Source organism: Pseudoduganella sp. GW821-FHT11H04, from assembly GCF_058807935.1.
Map to the genome: position 1 here is coordinate 58,705 of NZ_JBXARE010000017.1, position 18,756 is coordinate 77,460.

An 18,756-nucleotide genomic window follows, 5' to 3' on the forward strand; every position below is an offset into this window, starting at 1 on the left:
GATCGCGAAAGCCGCGGCGAAGGCGGCCAGCGCGGCTTCGGCAAGCGCGAAGGCGCGGAATTCCGCAATGATTCGCGCTCCGGCAGCAATCAGCGCGACTTCGGTCGTGCGGCGGGCGGCGAGGGCGCCGGTTCTGGCTCGCCTTGGGCGGCCCGCAAGCCAGCGGCCCGTGGGGCAGACGCGCCGGCAGCGCCACGCGCACCAGCCAAGCCTGCCGTCCGCGAAAGCCATCACCGCGACCTGAAGCCGCGCGTGCAGACCGATTTCCAATCCGAACTGAAGCAAGATTCCCTGTCCTTCGCCCTGCTGGGCGCAGCAACGGCAGCCGTCCAGGTGCAGCAGGGCATGGCCCTGCCGCAAGCGTTGGCAACGGTATTCGCCGCCAATAACGCCCAACCGCAAGCCCGCGGCGCGATCCAGGACATCTCCTACCGCGCCATGCGTCAGCTGGCCCTGAGCGAAATACTGATCGGCCTGATGGCGCCAAAAGCCCCGGACCCGATGGTCCAGGCCCTGCTGTCCGCGGCCCTGCCGCTGATGCACCCGGCCGACGGCAGCCCGGCCCCGTACGAAGCCTTCACCGTGGTCGACCAGGCCGTCACGGCCGCCGGCTCCCACCCGGACACCGCGCGCGCCAAGAACATGGTCAATGCCCTGCTGCGCCGTTTCCTGCGTGAGAAAGACGAGTTGCTGGGCGAAGCCATGCAGCTGCCGGAAGCCAAATACAATTACCCGCAATGGTGGATCGACGCCGTTATCACCGCCTATCCGAAAGACTGGGAAAAGCTGCTGGCCGCGGGTAACGAGGCGCCGCCGCTGACGCTGCGCGTGAACAGCCGCCGCACCACTGCGGCCGACTACCTGGCCCGCCTGTCCAACGAAGGCATCGACGCCGCGCAGATCGGCCCTTACGCCGTGCGCCTGGCCAAGCCGGTGCCGGTCGCCCAGATCCCGGGCTTCGCAGAAGGCGACGTTTCGGTGCAGGACGCCGGCGCGCAGCTGGCGGCACCGCTGCTGGACGTCCAGCCAGGCATGCGCGTGCTGGACGCCTGCGCCGCGCCGGGCGGCAAAACCTGCCATATCCTGGAACTTGCCGATGTCAAATTGACAGCATTGGACGCCGATCCAAAGCGCCTGCAGCGCGTCCAGGAAAACCTCGACCGCCTGCAACTGCAAGCAAGCCTGCAGCCAGCCGAAGCCCAAACCGACGCCTGGTGGGACGGCCAGCAGTTCGACCGCATCCTGGCCGACGTGCCTTGCACGGCCTCCGGCATCGTGCGCCGCCACCCGGATATCCGCTGGCTGCGCCGCAAGAGCGACACCCGTCAACTTGCAACACTTTCCTCGGAAATTCTCGACAATCTTTGGCGAATGCTCGCCCCGAATGGTAAATTGCTGTTCGTGACATGTTCGTTGTGGCCGCAGGAGTCCGAGGCGCAGGCGGCCGCTTTCGCGGTGCGTAACCGCGCCACCCGCCTCGATGCACCCGGCCAATTGCTGCCTTTGGGCGGCGCCGAGCAGGATCACGATGGTTTGTTCTACGCATTGTTCCAGAAAGATGCGTGACCCTTTGACGAGCACCAGGCAAGTGATCCAAAGATTTTTTCGACTCCTTTGCTGGCAGTTGCTGTTGACGCTTGCGTGTGCGTTACCGCACGCCGCACACGCCTCCGACGACGGGGTGGAGATCACGCGCGCCTATATCGAGGCGGCGGAAGAGGGTTATCGCCTGTCGTCAGCCTATTCCTTTGAGTTGAGCCACGGCCTGGAAGACGCCGTGCAGTCGGGCGTTTCGCTGCACTTCACCACCGAAATCAGCTTCACCCGACCGCGCTGGTACTGGTTCGACGAAAAAGCCGTCACCGCCAAGCGCACCTACAAACTCTGGTACGACGTGCTCACACGCCAGTACCACGTCAAGATCATCGGCTCCGTCGCCCAGCCTTTCCAGACGCTGGACGAAGCCCTGTTTTTCATCCGCCGGCCTACCCGCTGGGTAGTGGCGCCGCGCGGAGCCCTGGAGGTGGGCAAAACGTATAACGTGACCTTGAAGATGGGTATGGACAAGGATTTCCTGCCCAAACCGATCCAGGTCAATGCCTTCAACAACAGCGAGTGGCGACTCTCGTCCAAACAGAAAACCTTCCAATACAGGGCTGAGTAAGTGAGATCGGCCCTTAGGTATTTGTTTGTCGTCGCTGGCGCGACCTGCAGCATATTGCTGTTCCTGCTCGCTTCCGCTTCCGACAACTCCGGCTTTTTCGACCGCTACTACGGCTGGCTGCTTGGCCTGAACGCTTCCGTCGCGGTGGCGCTGGTGGTGCTGGTCGGCGTATCGCTGTTCCGCCTTTATTCACGCTATAAAAGCGGCAAGTTCGGCTCCAAGCTGATGACAAGGCTGGTGGTGCTGTTTGCCGCCATCGGCGTTTTGCCCGGCCTGGTGATCTTCCTGGTGTCGGTGCAGTTTGTGTCGCACTCCATCGATTCCTGGTTCAACGTTCGGGTGGAAGAAGCGCTGGACGCGGGCCTGGACCTGGGCCGCTCGGCGCTGGACGAATCGCTGGCCGAACTGGAGGCCCAGGCGCGCGGCACGGTGCGCCAATTGGCCGAAGACCCGTTTTACGCCGCTCCGGCCACGCTGGCCCGCTTCGTACGCCGCCATCCCGGCACCCAGAGCGCCATCATCGTCGATGCCGACGGTGGCCTGATCGTCTCCGCCATGGGCGAGCGCCGCGTCAACCTGTCTGCCGACTTGCCAAGCGCCGTCATGCTAGGCAAGGCAAAGGAAGACCCTGCCTATGCAGCCTACGAAGGCGGCGGCGAGCTGCGCGACGACCATGTCGGCGCCCCGCAACCGGCTCCCCTCGATGCCAACAGCGTGCTGCGCCTGCGCGTGCTGATGGCCATCCCCGATCCCGTGCAGCCCTCCGGCGCCCACCTCGCGCCGCGCTACCTGCAGATCATCCAGGCCGTACCGCAAAAGCTGGCCAGCAATGGCGAAATGCTGCGTACCGCCTTCTCCGAATACAAAGAGCGCTTCGTGGCCCGCGTCGGCCTGCGCAAGATGTATATCGAAACGCTGACCCTGACCTTGCTGCTGGCGGTGTTCGGCGCCATTGCTGCGGCCTTCCTGATCGCAAATGACCTGGCGCAGCCGCTGCTGCTGCTGGCCGAAGGTACCCGCGCCGTAGCCGAGGGTGACCTGTCGCCTCGTCCAATCGTCGCTAGCTCGGACGAACTGGGCACGCTGACCCAGTCCTTCAACACCATGACGCGCCAGCTGTCCGAAGCGCGCAGCGCTGTTGAGCGCAACCGCATCGCGCTGCAGAACGCCAAGGCCCACCTTGAATCGGTGCTGGCAAATATGTCGGCGGGCGTGATGGTGCTCGATTCCGAATTCCGCCTGGTTACCTGCAACGACTCGGTCGAACGCATCCTGCAGCATGCTGGCGTGACACTGATTGGCCAGCCACTGTCCGAAGTGGACGGCATGCAGGAATTTGCGGCCGCCATCATCTCCGCCTTCTCGGCCCAAAGTGCGCAGACTGCCGCCGGCCGCAACGTGGCGCGCCTGCACTGGCAGCGCCAGATCGAAATTCCGCGCAAGCCTGGCAGTCCCGAAGACAATGAACAGATCCTGCTGACGCGCGGCTCGCGACTGCCGCTGGAAACCGGCACCGGCTATATCGTCGTGTTCGACGATATCACCGACGTGATTTCGGCCCAGCGCTCGATCGCCTGGGGTGAAGTGGCCCGCCGCCTGGCACACGAAATCAAAAACCCGCTGACGCCTATCCAGCTGTCGGCCGAACGCCTGCAAATGAAGCTTGAATCCAAGCTCGCCGGCACCGATGTGGAATTGCTCAACAAAGCCTCCACCACCATCGTCAACCAGGTCGCCGCCATGAAACGCATGGTCGACGACTTCCGCGATTACGCCCGCACCCCGCCCGCGGTACTGCAGCCGCTGGACCTGAACTCCCTGGTGGAGGAAATCCTGCACCTGTACGTCAGCGGTGAGGGCAACGACATCATCCACGCCAACCTGGCGCCGGTACTGCCCATGATCATGGGCGACGAGACCCAATTGCGCCAGGTGATCCACAACCTGCTGCAAAATGCGCAGGACGCGCTCCAGGAGCATCCGCCCCTGGACGTCGAGCCGCGCATCGACGTGGTCACGGAAGGCATCATCTACCAGAGTGCGGACGGCGGCACACGTATTGCAGTGCGCCTCTCGATCTCGGACAATGGCCCCGGATTCATGCCAAAGATCCTGGCCAATGCCTTCGAACCGTACGTCACGTCGAAGGCAAAAGGCACCGGTTTGGGCCTGGCAATGGTGAAGAAGATTATCGAGGAACACGGGGGCCGGATCGATATCCAGAACCGTGACGATAGAAGTGGTGCGTCGGTGCTGATTTTGCTGTTAAAGTTGGCGTCGGTGTAGTTGGCATAATATTGTTGGACTTATAAAATCATTGTCGCCCAGACAGGTATAGAATGCCTGCGTAGAAGGCGACAAAATGAGGGAAGGGGCAAGGGGTACATGGCAAACATTCTCGTAGTTGATGATGAAATGGGCATCCGGGAGTTGCTCTCGGAAATCCTGGGCGATGAAGGCCACGCGGTGACGCTGGCGGAGAACGCCCAGCAGGCACGCGCGGCGCGTGCAGCGGGGACGCCCGACCTGGTCCTGCTCGACATCTGGATGCCCGACACGGACGGCGTTACGCTGCTCAAGGAATGGCAGCGCGATGGCTTGCTGACCATGCCGGTGATCATGATGTCCGGTCACGCGACCATCGATACAGCGGTGGAGGCGACCCGCATCGGCGCCATGAATTTCCTGGAAAAGCCGATTGCGATGCAAAAGCTGCTTAAGGCCGTGCAGGCTGGCCTTAGCCGAGCGCAGGAAGCGGTGCGAGCGCCGGTCATGGCATCGCGTCCGGTCATGCCGGCGCCGGTTGAAGAAACCAGCTTTGGCCAGTCGCAAGCGGTGCAGCAGCCGGTGACCCATAACCTGGGCATGGCGCGTGCGGTGAACGGCGACAACCCGATCTTTAACCTGTCGTTCGACCTGCCGCTGCGCGAAGCACGCGACGCGTTCGAGCGCATGTACTTCGAACACCACCTGGGCCGCGAAGGCGGCAGCATGACCCGTGTGGCCGAGAAGACCGGGCTGGAACGCACCCACCTGTACCGCAAGCTGAAGCAGCTGGGCGTGGAGCCGGGCAAGCTGTCGAAAAAGAACCAGGCTTGATTCCAACCACCCTGGTCACAGGTCCGACGGCCGCAGCGCGCGAGAGCGCGATTGCGGCCGTTTTGTCGCCTGGCGTACCTACTGCCGTCATCCTGGAAGGTCTGGCCGACGGGAATTCCAGTTTGGTATATGATGAAAGTGACCCGACGGCATGGCAGCCGCAGGTACATCGAATCGCCCACGGCTGCCTATGCTGCGCCGGTAATCTTGTCTTACGTGTTACATTGAACCGTCTCTTGCGCCGTCCCCCGGCGCAGCTCTTTATCAGCCTGGCTGATGCCACCCACGTGGATAGCCTGCGCGCCATGCTTGAAGCGGCACCCTACGACGCCTTGCTGCGCCTGGAGCCGGTACTGAACGCTTGAAAATGGCTAGGACAGCCCCATCTCGGTTTGGAAACGAAACGTGAAGGAAGCCATATGAACCTGATTTATAACAGCGAGCAATACAGCGTTGTCGAATTCGGTCCGGACCGTAGCCTCGAAGCCCTGCGCTTTGGCGGTTACGAAATCGTGGACAAAGGCGGCAAACGCGAAATCTTCATTGCCGGGGTCATGGCGCAGAACTTCCGCCGCGACGTTAACGAATTAATCGCCAGCGAGCCCACCATCGAGGAGATCGATGACTTCCTGGGCAATTACGAAGCACTGATGAGCCAGCCGGTGCTGCTGCACTAAGTTTCAGGCATTCCTTCCGTGGGGCAACTACGTATCCCCGCCATGGGCAGCCGTCTGCTGGCTGCCCGTTCCCTCCTTCGCATCGCCGGAGTCGCACGTCTTGAGTTCAAATGCCTACGATCGGTTTCAGTCATTACAACCTTCGCGCCCCTCGGGCTTTGCTCGATGAATTGCGCGATTTCTATTGCGAGGTTGTTGGCCTCGAAGTCGGCCAGCGTCCCCCGTTTCGCAGTTTTGGATACTGGCTTTATGCTGGGGGATATCCAATCCTGCATTTATCCGAGGCGGGGCCAGAGGAAAACCGGGCCGCCAAGCCGCTTGGCACGTTCGATCATGCGGCCTTTCGTTGCAGCGGGCAGGCGGAATACGAGCAGGAGCTGAATCGGCGCGGCATCCAATACCGCGTTGCCGTTGTCCCTGCAACGCAGCAGATTCAGATTTTCCTCACTGACCCGGCCGGGAACGGCGTCGAGCTTAACTTTGCTCCGAACACCGGCGAGTGACTATTGGAGAGAATATGCTTGTGATCTGCAAGCTATGATTTCAATCTTTCCAAGATAATCCCGTCTGGGCGGGTAAAAGATGAACGATTTGCTGAAAGCCGTGGGCTTGCTGGCGGTATTGGCCGTGGTCGCAAAAGGTGTTGGCCTCGCTAGGGGAACGGACGATTCGCAGAATCCTGAAGTGATCAGGAATCCTGTGTATCTTGAAGTGCGCATCATGTTTGAGAGCAAAAGGCGATCAATCGAAGCAGTGGCGCTTGAGGAAACTGTCAACGAAGCCGATTGCCAAGAGCGCTCGAAAAATGCGCTGGAGTCTCTTGGCGTAGAAATGGAAAAGGCACGGAGCACGCGGATGTCGCTGAAGTCTGCCGAATGCAAGACAGAGCTTTCGCCGCGCAATGCCCAACTTTTCGATAACGAGCCTAATATCCTGACCTATCTCAGAGTAGAGCGAGGCACTCGTCTTGAGCGCGAAATGCGATGGATCTTTTGGGGCGTGTCGGTAGAGGAGAGTGACGTGGTTTGTTCCATGGTGCCGGGGCTGCAGAGAACTTTGAAGGGCAAGGTGAGCTGCATTCGCGCCCTGCGTAGCTAGGAGGCAGAGATGATCAGGCGATTTCTGGTTGGATTGTTCGCCATCGGCCTGGCGCTGTGTTCCGGCATGGCCCCAGCGCAAAAGCTTTCGGTGGGCATGCCAGTTGATCTTGAAATCCCGGCGGCGCCGACGCCTGTCCAGGCTGACGGCAAAATTCATCTTCTTTACGAACTGCACATCACCAATTTCCGCGCGAAGAGTCTTGAGCTGTCGCGTGTAGCGGTGGCGAAAGGTGGGACGGACCGCTCATTCCTGCATAGCGTTGAAGGGCCGGCACTCAAGGAGCGCCTGGTGCGTCCCGGCGCTCCGGCGGATTTGCAGGATAAGCGGGTGATCGGCGGCGGAATGCGGGCGGTAGTCCTTCTTGATCTCGTATTCGAAAAGCCGGCGGATGTTCCGCGCGTATTGGTGCATCGGCTTTTCTTCAAGCCGGACGAGCAGGGTGAAGATATCTACGTTGATGGCGCAGAGGTGGCAGTTCGCCAGGCCGCGCCGGTTGCGATCAGCCCACCGTTGCGCGGTCAGGGCTGGGTCGCGTTGAGCGGCATGTCGAACACTTCGGTCCATCGCCGCACTATCGTGGTGGTCGATGGCAAGGCGCGGATAGCGCAACGCTTCGCGGCTGACTGGACGCGGATTGGAAAAGGGGGCTTGGCTTTCAGCGGCGACCCGGCGAAGAACGCGAACTGGGCGGCGTATGGCGCAGAAGTTTTGGCGGTTGCGAATGCCACCGTGGTCGATGTGAAGGATGGGATTCCGGATAACGATCCGACCGCTGCGAAGAAGGCTGTCCCGATCAATCTTGAAACGGTCGGCGGCAATTACCTCATCCTTGACCTGGGCGGCGGCAACTTCGCGTTCTACGCTCACCTTCAGCCGAACAGCATCCGCGTTAAAGTCGGCGAACGTGTGAAGCGTGGCCAGACCCTGGCCTTGCTCGGCAACTCCGGCAATTCGGATGCGCCGCATTTGCACTTCCACGTTAGCGACGGTAATTCACCGCTTGGAGCGGAAGGCCTGCCATACGTTCTCGATTCGTTCGATTTCCAAGGGGAGCTGCCATCGAAAAAACTGCTCGCTGAGGGGGGCTGGAAGGAGTGGCTGACCACCAAGGCCGACAAGCGGCAGCTTGAAATTCCAACCGAAAATGCGGTTGTCCGCTTCCCATGAAGCGTACCTGGACCATCATCGGCGTCGCTGATGTAGCACGCAGCTTCAGCTGGTACCAGACCTTGTTTGGCCAGCCGCAGGCAGGGCCTGCCCACCAACATTTCGGGCAGATCGTGGATGACGATGGCACGGTCTTGCTTTGCCTTCACCAATGGGGTTCGCATGATCACCCCACGCTGGCCAGTCCTGGGCTGGCGCAGCCTGGCAATGGACTTCTCCTCTTCTTCCGCGTGGACGACTTTGACGCAACGCTAGCGCGGGCGCACGCCATGGCCGGAACGCTGGCGGAGGAGCCGGCAATGAATCCCAGCACCGGAACCATGGAGTTTGCCCTTCGTGATCCCGACGGTTATTACGTCATGGTGAGCGCGACAGTCGCATAAGCTGAATTCACGTGCGCTTGACGTGTGCTCGCAGAGGCAGGCGCAGGTAGAACGTCGTGCCTTTCCCTACTACCGAGGTGACGTCCAACTCACCACCGAGGATGGTGGTGGCGATGCGGTGCGAGACCGATAGGCCCAGTCCCGAGCCGCCTTGTCCAAGTTTGGTCGTGTAGAACGGCTCGAAGATGCGGGACAGCGCCGCCGGCGGTATGCCGGCGCCGTCGTCGATGACACGGATTTCAATGCCTGCTTCGGTGCGCGAGCCGACAATCCTGATTAAGCCTTGCGGCCTGCCTTCAAAGGCATGCAGCACGGCGTTCTGGCAAAGGTTGATCACAATCTGGCCGATACTGCCGGGCAGTGAGCGGCAGAGGATGCCTGCCGGGGTTTCATTGCGGACTTCAATTGGCTGCTTCTTCCAGGCCGGCTGCAAAGTGCAGAGCAGTTCGTCGATCATCTTTCGCAGGTCAAATTTGCGAAGCCGTTCGGATGTCTGGTCAACGGCCACCTGTTTGAAACTGGAAACGAGTTCCGCTGCGCGTAGGACTGAGCGCTCCATGATGCACAAGCCCTCATCGAGATCCGCCATGCCTTGCTGCAGGGTGGAGCGCTTTAGCTGCCCCTGTTCGAACTGGTCCTGCAAGTTGTGGAGGCGATCGCTCACTGAAGTTAGTACGGTGACCGAAATGCCCAGCGGCGTATTCAGTTCATGGGAAATCCCCGCCACCATTGAGCCGAGTGAGGCGAGTTTTTCGGACTGCACGAGCTCACGCTGCGTCTGCTGCAATCGCAGCAAGGCTTCGCTCAAATCGGTCGTGCGTTCAGTCACGCGCTGGTCAAGCTGCTCATTGATTTCGATTAGCTGGCTGCGCCCGCGCGTGAAGACCAGCACCAGTTCTGCAATCACCAGCAGGTATCCGAACAAGCGCAAGCCGTGCCAGCCCCACCACATGCTGGTCCAGATATCGGCGAACACGAAGCAGATGCCAGCCAGGCCAAAGAGCAAACTGAAAAGGAAGAATGTCCACGCATGTTCGGCGTTGTCCTCCCTTGTTTGGGTGAAGTAGTAATTCGACGCAAAAATGAAGCCGACGCCGCCGCTAAAGTTCAGCAATTGGGCGAACGGGGTAAATTGTTTGTCCAGCACCATCAGGGGAACCTGGCCGGGCGCGATAAAAGAGAACGCGCCAATTGCGATCGCCAGCAAATACAGTACGCCCACGATGCGCAGGATCGATGAAGTGCGGATGAAGCGTTGCGATGTCGAGGCCCACATGAAAAGGCCGCCGCAGCATGTGGCCAGACTATGCAGCCATACGAAGTCTTGTCCCACCGGGCATAAGGCGTGGAAGCCATCCAGCAGGCTCATACTGGCCAGGCTGCAGATGGCCCAGCAGTTCCGGTAGCGATGCCGTTCAATCAGCAAGAGCACGAGAAGCATGACAGCAAGCGTCTGGCCGGCAAAAAAGCCGGAGATCTCGATGGCGGTGTGCGCTTGCAAATTGGGGCCACTCAGCCGCGAACCAAACAGCGCGAAGCAGCTAAAGACGAGAATGGCGATTGCTACCCCCGCGTAGGCGAGCCAATATCTGTTTGGCACCGGGCCGCGCGCTGTGTCGACATCATGAAGAATGAAGTTTTTCATGGGGCTAATCGCCGCATAGAGAGACCATTGCTTGGAGATCATTATATTGCCCCCGCTTACTATTGGTGGCCTTTGCAACGGATTCTCCAGTCATCGACCGGCCGCGAGTTTGATGATATGGTAACATTACCACATGTTTTAGAGGAATGGCTTGTAATATCTCGACCGTCTGCGACGTTCGTGCAACCTGTTAAAGTTGAGGGATGTGCCAATTACTTGCTATGAACTGCAATGTCCCGACGGACATTGTGTTCAGTTTCACCGGCTTCGCCCTGCGCGGCGGGCAGACCGATACCCACCATGACGGCTGGGGCATCGCCTTTTTCGAAGGCGCCGGCGTGCGCCACTTTGTCGACCACCAGGCTGCGATCCATTCGCCGATCGCGGAGCTGATCAAGAACTATCCGATCAAGTCGAAGAACGTGATTGCGCATATCCGCAAGGCCACGCAGGGCGAGGTGATGCTGGAGAACTGCCATCCATTCGTGCGCGAGCTGTGGGGGCGCTACTGGGTGTTCGCGCATAACGGCGACTTGAAAGAGTTCGCGCCAGTTCTGCATGGCCCGTTCCGCCCGGTCGGCACTACCGACAGCGAACAAGCCTTTTGCCTGATCCTGCAGGAGCTGAGCGAGCGCTTTGGCGATACCTGTCCGCCGCTGCCCATGCTGCGCGCCCAGGTGGAGAAGACGGTGCGCAGCATTGCCGCCCATGGCACCTTCAATATGATGCTGTCCGACGGCCGCGCCATGTTCGCGCATTGCTCGACCCACCTGCATTACATCGTGCGCCAATATCCCTTCGATACTGCCAAGCTGTCCGACGAGGACGTGAGCGTGGACTTCGCCCAGGTCACCACGCCAAACGACCGGGTAGCCGTGATCGTCACTCAGCCATTAACTACCAATGAGCAATGGACGCCCTTCGTACCGGGCGAGATGAAATGCTTTGTGGACGGCCTGCCGCAGAAAAGGGACTTCGAGCAAATTTAGAAGACACCGGCAAGAATTGATGCCAAAATGGCAGGACACGTCAGGAATTTCCCCTATGATCGACCTTTCCAGCAACGATGCGGCCTCCCAGAGCCTGAAAGTTCGCGAATTTTATCTGGGCCGGCAGCCGATCTTGGACCGCAACCAGGCCCTGTTTGGTTACGAGTTGCTATTTCGCAACGCTCCGGTTGGGCCAGCCAACATCAATACTACTCAGCTCTCGGCTACCGCCGCCGTGATCGCGCATGCCGCTCAACTGGGCATGGAACGCACCATTGGCGATGCTATCGGCTTCGTCAACGTTGATGCGGACGCCATCCTGAGCGATATCTTCGGCTTCCTGCCGCGCGAAAAGCTGGTCCTGGAAGTTAGCGCTGCCAATACTCTGGCGCCGGCCGTGCTGTCGCGCATGTCGGAGCTGGTGAGCCACGGTTTCCGCTTCTCGCTGGACGACATCAATCCCGATTCGCCGCAATTGCCTGCGCTGATGCCGATGGTGGAATACGTCAAGCTGTCGATGCGCGATATCTCACTGGACGGCATGGTCAAGCTGGCGCCGCGCTTCAAACAGGACGGCAAGAAGCTGATGGCCTGCAAGGTCGAGAACCGCGACGAATTCAAGAATTGCCTGGACCTGGGCTGCGATTACTTCCAGGGCTATTACTTCGCCAAACCGGTGATCATGAGCGGCAAGAAGTTGTCGCCGTCGCAGCTGGCGGTGATGGAGCTAATGACTCTCGTCACTTCGGACGCCGACAATATCGAGATTGAGCGTGCCATCAAGAAGGATGTGTCGCTGGCTCTGAACCTGCTGCGCCTGGTGAATACGCCGGCTGTCGGCGCGCGCCAGCGTATCGATTCGCTGAGCCAGGCCGTGCATATCCTGGGTCGCCGTCAGCTGCAGCGCTGGCTGCAGATCATGCTGTACGCGGAGCCGGGCAAGCGCGGTCATTCGATGACGCCATTGCTGATGCTGGCCACCACGCGCGGCCGCTTGCTGGAACTGCTGGCGACCAAGCTGCGCCCTGCACACCGTCATGTGGCCGATATCGCTTTCACGGTCGGCATCATGTCGCTGATGGATACCTTGTTCGGCATCCCGATGATGGAGATTCTGGCGCAGATCCCGATGGGCGATGAGGTACAGGAGGCACTGGTATTCCGCAGCGGTTTCTTCGGCGACCTGCTCAAGCTGGCCGAGTGCATCGAGCGACTGGAAGATATGGACACCCGCATCCTGCCCGCGCTGGCCGACCTCGCGATTTCGACCGAGGAGCTGGTGGAGCTGGAAATGTCGGCATTCGAATGGAGTGACAACGTGGTGCGATACGCCCTGTAGAGGCTTACGCACCGGCAGCGGCGCCGCCTTGGCGCCGTTTTTTTTTGCGGAGGAGGAGTAGCAGTGTTAAGCGTCAGCGGATTGAGCAAGTCTTATGGGGAACGGCGCGCGGTCGACGGAGTTTCGTTCCAGGTGCAGCGCGGGCAGACGGTCGGCCTGCTGGGGCCAAACGGCGCCGGCAAGTCGACCACGGTCAGCATGATTTGCGGCTTGATCAAAGCCGATAGCGGGACCGTCACGCTGGATGGCGAACCGGTAGGCCAGGGCGCCAGCGCAGCCAAGCAGAAACTGGGGCTGGTGCCGCAGGACCTGGCATTGTATGAAGAGCTGCCCGCAATTGAAAACCTTAAACTGTTTGGCGCGCTGTATGGCTTGAAAGGTTCCGCGCTGGCCAAGCGTGCGGAGGAAGTGCTGGCGCTGGTGGGCCTGTCGGACCGCGCCAAGGACAAGCCGGCCACCTTCTCGGGCGGCATGAAGCGGCGCCTGAATATCGCGGCGGCGCTGCTGCATGATCCGCAGCTGCTAATCCTCGACGAGCCGACTGTCGGCGTCGACCCGCAGAGCCGCAATGCCATCTTCGACACGCTGGAAGCATTGAAGGCGCAGGGCCGCTCGCTGATCTACACCAGCCATTACATGGAAGAAGTGGAGCGACTGGCGGACCACATCGTGATCATCGACCACGGCAAGGTGCTGGCCGACGCTGAGCCGGCGGAGCTGTATCGCCGCCTGCCTGCGCAAGCTGCGCTGCAGGTGGAACTGGCGGACGTTGCGCGCACGCCGGCGGAAACGGTGGTGGCTGCGCTGGCAGGTTTGCCTGGCGTGGCTGGCGTGCGTCATGAGGGCGCGCAGATCGACATCAGCCTGCACGCGACGACGCATGCCGCGCCGGTGCTGCGCTGGCTGGACGAGCAGGGCCACCCGCTGGCCCATTTCTCGACTGCCCGCACCAAGCTGGAAGACATCTTCCTCTCCCTGACCGGCCGCACCCTGCGCGACTAAGGAATTCCGATGACAGCAATTATTGCGATGATCCGCAAGGATCTGATTCTCTACCTGAACGACAAGCGCGCGCTGATGCTTAACCTGCTGATGCCGATTGTGCTGGCGGCGTTCTTTGGCTCCTTGTTCGGCGGAGCCGGCGGCGGCAACAACAGCAAGATCGAGATCGGCCTCGTGCAGCAGGACACCAGCGTTATCGGTCGCAAGATCGGCGATGCGCTGAAGGCCGATCCGACGCTGACGGTCCAGGAGTTGAGCGAGCAGGATGCCAAGGACAAAGTCCGCGCGGGCAAGCTGATGGTGGCCGTGGTGATCCCGGCAGGCTTTGGCGATGCGTCGGGCCAGTCCCTGTTCCAGCCAGGCAGCAAGCCTGCCTTGCCGCTGTATTACGACCCATCGCAATCGACCGTGCTGGCGATGGTGAAGGGATTGTTGACCCAGCACGTGATGCAAGGCGTGACCGGGGAAGTAATGGGCGGCGCTTCCGGCAGCAAGTTCACCGAGGCGAACCTGAAACAGCTGGAGCAGGTGCCTGAAAGCGACGACAAGCAGGCGTTAATGAACCTCCTGGGCGGCTTGAAGAAGTACCAGGACCATGAGGCGAGCAAGGCTGACAGCCAGCGCACCGTGGCCACTGGCGGCGGAAACCTGAGCGTGCCGTTCACCACGACGGACGAGGCGCTCAGCTCGGGACCGAAGTACAACGCTTATGCGCACGCGTTTGCGGGCATGGGTGTGCAGTTCATCCTGTTCATGGGGATTGACCTGGGCATCGGCATCCTGCTGGCGCGTCGCATGGGCATCTGGAACCGCTTGCTGGCGGCGCCGATCACCATGTCGCAGGTGCTCGTGTCGCGTGCGCTGTCCGGCGCGATGATTGCGGCGGGACTGATGGTGGCGATCTTCTTCTGCGCGATGCTGATCTTTAAGGTGGAGATCACCAATGTCGCTGGTTTTGTGCTGGTGGTGGTGGCGTTTGCGCTGATGACGGCTTCGTTCGGGCTGCTGATTGCGGCGTTTGGAAAGACACCGGAGGCGGCACGTGGGCTGGCGGTGTTTGCGACCTTGATCCTGGTGATGCTGGGCGGGGCTTGGGTGCCGACGTTTGTGTTCCCGGCTTGGATGCAGCAACTGACGCTTGTGGTGCCGACGCGCTGGGCGGTCGATGGACTGGATGCCATGACCTGGCGTGGGTTGGGGATGAATGTGGCGTTGCAGACTGCAGGCGTACAGTTGGCGTTTGCTGCACTGTTTGGGACGCTGGCGATCTGGCGCTTCCGCGCCCAAACCCGGTAAACCAGTGTCTGACCCGCAGGGTCAGACACCAGCCCGCAGCCGTCGCGTCACAGGTGTCTGACCCTGCGGGTCAGACACCGGGGTACCGGTTTAAAGGTTCGGCGCCAGCCAGCGCTCCAGCTGGTCCTTGGCCACGCTACGACGCGCAGCCATATCCACCACCTGGTCTTCATTGATCTTGCCAACAGTGAAGTACTTCGATTCCGGGTGCGCAAAGTAGAACCCTGAAACCGCCGCCCCCGGGAACATCGCAAACGACTCCGTCAGCTCCATCCCGATCTCATTCGCATTCAGCACCTTGAACACATCCGCCTTTACGGTATGCTCAGGGCAAGCCGGATACCCCGGCGCAGGGCGAATGCCGCGATACTCTTCCTTGATCAGCTGCTCATTCGACAGTGCTTCATCCGACGCATAGCCCCACAGGTCCTTACGCACGCGCTCGTGCAGGTATTCCGCAAACGCCTCCGCCAGACGATCAGCCAGCGCCTTCAGCATGATCGACGAATAATCGTCGTGCGCATCTTCAAAGCGCTTCTCATACTTCTCGATACCCAGGCCCGCGGTCACGGCAAACATGCCGATGTAATCCTGCTTGCCCGAGTCCTTAGGCGCGATGAAGTCCGACAGGCACTGGTTAGGACGCTGCACGCCGTCGATCACCGGCTTCAGGCCCTGCTGGCGCAGGCCGAAGTAGGTGAAGGCCACTTCCGAGCGCGACTCGTCGGAATAAACCTCGATATCGTCTTCATTGACGGTATTCGCCGGCAGCAGGGCGATCACGCCATTGGCGGTCAGCCAGCGGCCATCGATAATCTTCTTCAGCAGCGCCTTGCCTTCCTCGAACACCTTGGAAGCAGCCTCGCCCACCACTGAGTCGGTCAGGATGGCAGGGAAGGGGCCGGCCAGGTCCCAGGTCTGGAAGAACGGGCCCCAGTCGATGTACTCGGCGATCGTCGCCAGGTCCACATTCTTGAATACGCGGCGGCCAACGAACTTTGGACGCACCGGCGCAAACGACAGCTTCGCCTTGTTGGCGCGCGCCGTTTCAATCGATACGGTCGGCAGCGCCTTCTTGTTGGCGTGCTGCTCGCGGATGCGGGCATAGTCGTGGTCCAGTTCCTCCACGAACTTGTTGCGCTGCTCGTCGGTCAACAGCGACTGCGCCACCGATACGGAGCGCGAGGCGTCCGGCACGTACACCACCGGGCCCTCGTAGTTATGGGCGATCTTCACCGCGGTGTGGGCGCGGCTGGTGGTCGCGCCGCCGATCAGCAGAGGGATCTTCAGCATGCGGAAGTGCTCGTCGCGCTGCATCTCTTTCGCGACGTGCGCCATCTCTTCCAACGACGGAGTGATCAGGCCGGACAGGCCGATGATGTCCGCATTTTCCGCCTTGGCTTTCGCCAGGATCTCGGAGGCCGGCACCATGACGCCCATGTTCACAACTTCGAAGTTATTACACTGCAGGACCACGGACACAATGTTCTTGCCGATGTCGTGCACGTCGCCCTTCACGGTGGCGATCACGATCTTGCCCTTTGGCTTGGCCACGATACCGGTGCGCGCTTCTTCCGCTTTCTTCTCTTCCTCGATATAAGGAATCAGGTGGGCCACGGCTTGTTTCATCACGCGTGCCGACTTCACCACCTGCGGCAGGAACATCTTGCCCTGGCCGAACAGGTCGCCGACGATATTCATGCCGTCCATCAGCGGGCCTTCGATCACATTGATCGGACGGCCGCCGCTGTTGAACACCTGCTGGCGCATTTCTTCCGTGTCGTCGGTGATGAACTGAGTAATGCCATGCACCAGCGCGTGCGCCAGGCGCTTCTCGACCGGCGCATTGCGCCATTCCAGGTTGGCTGCTTCCTGCTTGGCGCCGCCTTTCAGCGTCGCCGCGAATTCGATCATGCGCTCGGTGGCGTCGTCGCGGCGGTTCAGCACCACGTCTTCCACGCGCTCGCGCAGTTCGGCTGGCAGGTCGTCGTACACGCCGATCATGCCGGCATTGACGATACCCATGGTCATGCCGGCTTTGATCGCGTGGTACAGGAACACGGTGTGGATCGCTTCACGCGCAGGGTCGTTGCCGCGGAAGGAGAACGATACGTTGGACACGCCGCCGGAAATCTTGGCGTGCGGCAGGTTGTTCTTGATCCAGCGCGTGGCTTCGATGAAGTCCACCGCATAGTTGTTGTGTTCTTCGATACCGGTTGCGACGGCGAAGATGTTCGGGTCGAAGATGATGTCTTCCGGCGGGAAGCCGACTTTCTCGGTCAGCACCTTGTAGGCGCGCTCGCAGATCTCGATTTTGCGCGCGAAGGTGTCGGCCTGGCCGGTTTCGTCGAAGGCCATTACGATCACGGCGGCGCCGTAGCGGCGGCAAAGTTTCGCCTGGCGGATGAATTCTTCCTCGCCTTCCTTCATGGAGATCGAATTCACCACGGCTTTGCCCTGCACGCACTTCAAGCCCGCTTCGATGACCGACCACTTGGAAGAGTCGATCATGATCGGGACGCGCGAGATATCAGGCTCGGAAGCGATCAGGTTCAGGAAGCGGGTCATGGCGGCCTGGGAGTCCAGCATCGCCTCGTCCATATTGATGTCGATGACCTGGGCGCCATTTTCCACCTGCTGGCGCGCGACGGACAGTGCCTCGTCATACTGCTCGTTCAGGATCATGCGCGCGAAAGCTTTGGAGCCGGTCACGTTTGTGCGCTCGCCGACGTTGACGAACAGCGAGTCGTCGTCGATGGTGAACGGCTCCAGGCCGGACAGGCGCTGCGCCACAGGCACGTGCGGCAGCTTGCGCGGCGTGGCAGTGGACAGCAGCTTGGCGACAGCGGCGATGTGGTCAGGCGTGGTACCGCAGCAGCCGCCGGCCACGTTGATGAAGCCCGCGTCGGCGAACTCGCGCAGCAGGCGCGAAGTGTCTTCCGGCAGCTCGTCGAAGCCGGTGTCGCTCATTGGGTTAGGCAGGCCGGCGTTCGGGTAGATGCAGACGAAGGTGTCGGCGATCTGCGACAGCTCTTCGGCGTATGGACGCATCAGTGTCGCACCCAGTGCGCAGTTCAGGCCAATGGTCAGCGGCTTGGCGTGGCGAACCGAGTTCCAGAAAGCAGGCACGGTCTGGCCGGACAGGATACGGCCGGAGGCATCGGTGACGGTGCCCGAAATCATCAGCGGCAGGCGCTCGATTTCAGGACGCTCGTCGAAGTACTGGTCGATCGCGAACAGCGCGGCCTTGCAGTTCAGGGTGTCGAAGATGGTTTCCACCAGCAGCACGTCGGAGCCGCCATCTACCAGGCCGCGCACTTGCTCGTAGTAAGCCGCGACCAGCTGGTCGAAGGTGACGTTACGGGCGGCTGGGTCGTTCACGTCCGGCGAAATGGAAGCGGTCTTCGGGGTCGGGCCCAGCGCGCCGCAGACGAAGCGCGGCTTGTCGGGCGTGGAATACTTGGCGGTGGCGGCCTTCGCCAGCTTGGCCGCTTCCACGTTCATTTCATAGGCCAGGTGGGCCATGAAGTAATCGTCCTGCGCGATGGAGGTGGCGCCGAAGGTATTGGTTTCGATCAGGTCCGCACCGGCAGCCAGGTAGCGCTCGTGGATTTCCTGGATCACCTGGGGCTGGGTCAGGGTCAGCAGCTCGTTATTACCTTTGACGAACAGCTCGCGGTGCCCGCTGCCTTCCGGCGCCGCAAAATTAGCGAAGCGCTCGCCGCGGTATGCCTTCTCATCCAGTTTGTACTGCTGGATGATGGTACCCATCGCACCGTCCAGGAACATGATGCGCTTGGCGAGGATGTCGCGCAGCTGGGCTTCGGTCTTGGCGGTTGGACGGGTCGTGTTAGTCATTTTGATATCGCGGGTTGGGCAACGTGGACCTGAAAT

Annotated in this window: 16 protein-coding genes; 14 read left to right on the top strand and 2 right to left on the bottom strand. The window is 60.9% G+C overall.

Annotation, left to right across the window (positions count from 1 at the left end):
* The first annotated feature begins 240 nt into the window (after window positions 1-240).
* From rsmB to AC1RTP_RS25245, 10 genes are all read left to right on the top strand, one after another.
* On the top strand, window positions 241-1,566 hold the full coding sequence (rsmB, locus tag AC1RTP_RS25200) for a 16S rRNA (cytosine(967)-C(5))-methyltransferase RsmB (protein ID WP_498611440.1): 1,326 nt from the start codon (window positions 241-243) through the stop codon (window positions 1,564-1,566).
* Window positions 1,567-1,630: 64 nt separating this feature from the next.
* A complete protein-coding gene (locus tag AC1RTP_RS25205) occupies window positions 1,631-2,164 on the top strand; it encodes a DUF4390 domain-containing protein (protein WP_498611388.1) in 534 nt (177 codons plus the stop codon).
* Window positions 2,165-4,450, top strand: coding sequence for a sensor histidine kinase (locus AC1RTP_RS25210; protein WP_498611389.1), 2,286 nt, complete (start codon window positions 2,165-2,167; stop codon window positions 4,448-4,450).
* A gap of 99 nt (window positions 4,451-4,549) precedes the next feature.
* Window positions 4,550-5,263 carry a response regulator gene (locus AC1RTP_RS25215; RefSeq protein ID WP_498611390.1) on the top strand — a complete coding sequence of 238 codons (714 nt, stop codon included), beginning with the start codon at window positions 4,550-4,552 and terminating at the stop codon, window positions 5,261-5,263.
* Window positions 5,260-5,628, top strand: coding sequence for a GTPase (locus AC1RTP_RS25220; protein ID WP_498611391.1), 369 nt, complete (start codon window positions 5,260-5,262; stop codon window positions 5,626-5,628). The genes AC1RTP_RS25215 and AC1RTP_RS25220 overlap by 4 nt, the downstream gene beginning before the upstream one ends.
* Window positions 5,629-5,682: 54 nt before the next feature.
* A complete protein-coding gene (locus tag AC1RTP_RS25225; protein WP_498611392.1) occupies window positions 5,683-5,940 on the top strand; it encodes a BTH_I0359 family protein in 258 nt (85 codons plus the stop codon).
* 110 nt (window positions 5,941-6,050) lie between these two features.
* Complete coding sequence (locus AC1RTP_RS25230) at window positions 6,051-6,443, top strand: VOC family protein (protein ID WP_498611393.1); 393 nt, start codon at window positions 6,051-6,053, stop codon at window positions 6,441-6,443.
* A gap of 79 nt (window positions 6,444-6,522) precedes the next feature.
* Window positions 6,523-7,038, top strand: a complete 516-nt coding sequence (locus AC1RTP_RS25235; RefSeq protein ID WP_498611394.1) for a hypothetical protein — start codon at window positions 6,523-6,525, stop codon at window positions 7,036-7,038.
* Between the two features lie 33 nt (window positions 7,039-7,071).
* Window positions 7,072-8,208 (top strand): M23 family metallopeptidase, encoded by a 1,137-nt coding sequence (locus tag AC1RTP_RS25240; protein ID WP_498611395.1) that lies wholly within the window; start codon window positions 7,072-7,074, stop codon window positions 8,206-8,208.
* A complete protein-coding gene (locus AC1RTP_RS25245; RefSeq protein ID WP_498611396.1) occupies window positions 8,205-8,591 on the top strand; it encodes a VOC family protein in 387 nt (128 codons plus the stop codon). The genes AC1RTP_RS25240 and AC1RTP_RS25245 overlap by 4 nt, the downstream gene beginning before the upstream one ends.
* Window positions 8,592-8,598: 7 nt before the next feature.
* Here the strand turns inward: AC1RTP_RS25245 and AC1RTP_RS25250 are convergent, their stop codons facing one another.
* Window positions 8,599-10,278, bottom strand: coding sequence for a sensor histidine kinase (locus AC1RTP_RS25250; RefSeq protein ID WP_498611397.1), 1,680 nt, complete (start codon window positions 10,276-10,278; stop codon window positions 8,599-8,601).
* 161 nt (window positions 10,279-10,439) lie between these two features.
* Here AC1RTP_RS25250 and AC1RTP_RS25255 point away from each other — a divergent pair, with 161 nt between their 5' ends.
* The 4 genes from AC1RTP_RS25255 to AC1RTP_RS25270 all read left to right on the top strand — a co-directional run bounded on the left by AC1RTP_RS25255 (window position 10,440) and on the right by AC1RTP_RS25270 (window position 14,862).
* A complete protein-coding gene (locus AC1RTP_RS25255) occupies window positions 10,440-11,225 on the top strand; it encodes a class II glutamine amidotransferase (protein WP_498611398.1) in 786 nt (261 codons plus the stop codon).
* 55 nt (window positions 11,226-11,280) lie between these two features.
* Window positions 11,281-12,564, top strand: a complete 1,284-nt coding sequence (locus tag AC1RTP_RS25260; protein ID WP_498611399.1) for an EAL and HDOD domain-containing protein — start codon at window positions 11,281-11,283, stop codon at window positions 12,562-12,564.
* A gap of 63 nt (window positions 12,565-12,627) precedes the next feature.
* Window positions 12,628-13,566 carry an ABC transporter ATP-binding protein gene (locus AC1RTP_RS25265; RefSeq protein WP_498611400.1) on the top strand — a complete coding sequence of 313 codons (939 nt, stop codon included), beginning with the start codon at window positions 12,628-12,630 and terminating at the stop codon, window positions 13,564-13,566.
* Window positions 13,567-13,575: 9 nt separating this feature from the next.
* Window positions 13,576-14,862 carry an ABC transporter permease gene (locus AC1RTP_RS25270; protein WP_498611401.1) on the top strand — a complete coding sequence of 429 codons (1,287 nt, stop codon included), beginning with the start codon at window positions 13,576-13,578 and terminating at the stop codon, window positions 14,860-14,862.
* Between the two features lie 90 nt (window positions 14,863-14,952).
* Here the strand turns inward: AC1RTP_RS25270 and metH are convergent, their stop codons facing one another.
* Window positions 14,953-18,720, bottom strand: a complete 3,768-nt coding sequence (gene metH, locus AC1RTP_RS25275; RefSeq protein WP_498611402.1) for a methionine synthase — start codon at window positions 18,718-18,720, stop codon at window positions 14,953-14,955.
* Between the last annotated feature and the right edge of the window lie 36 nt (window positions 18,721-18,756).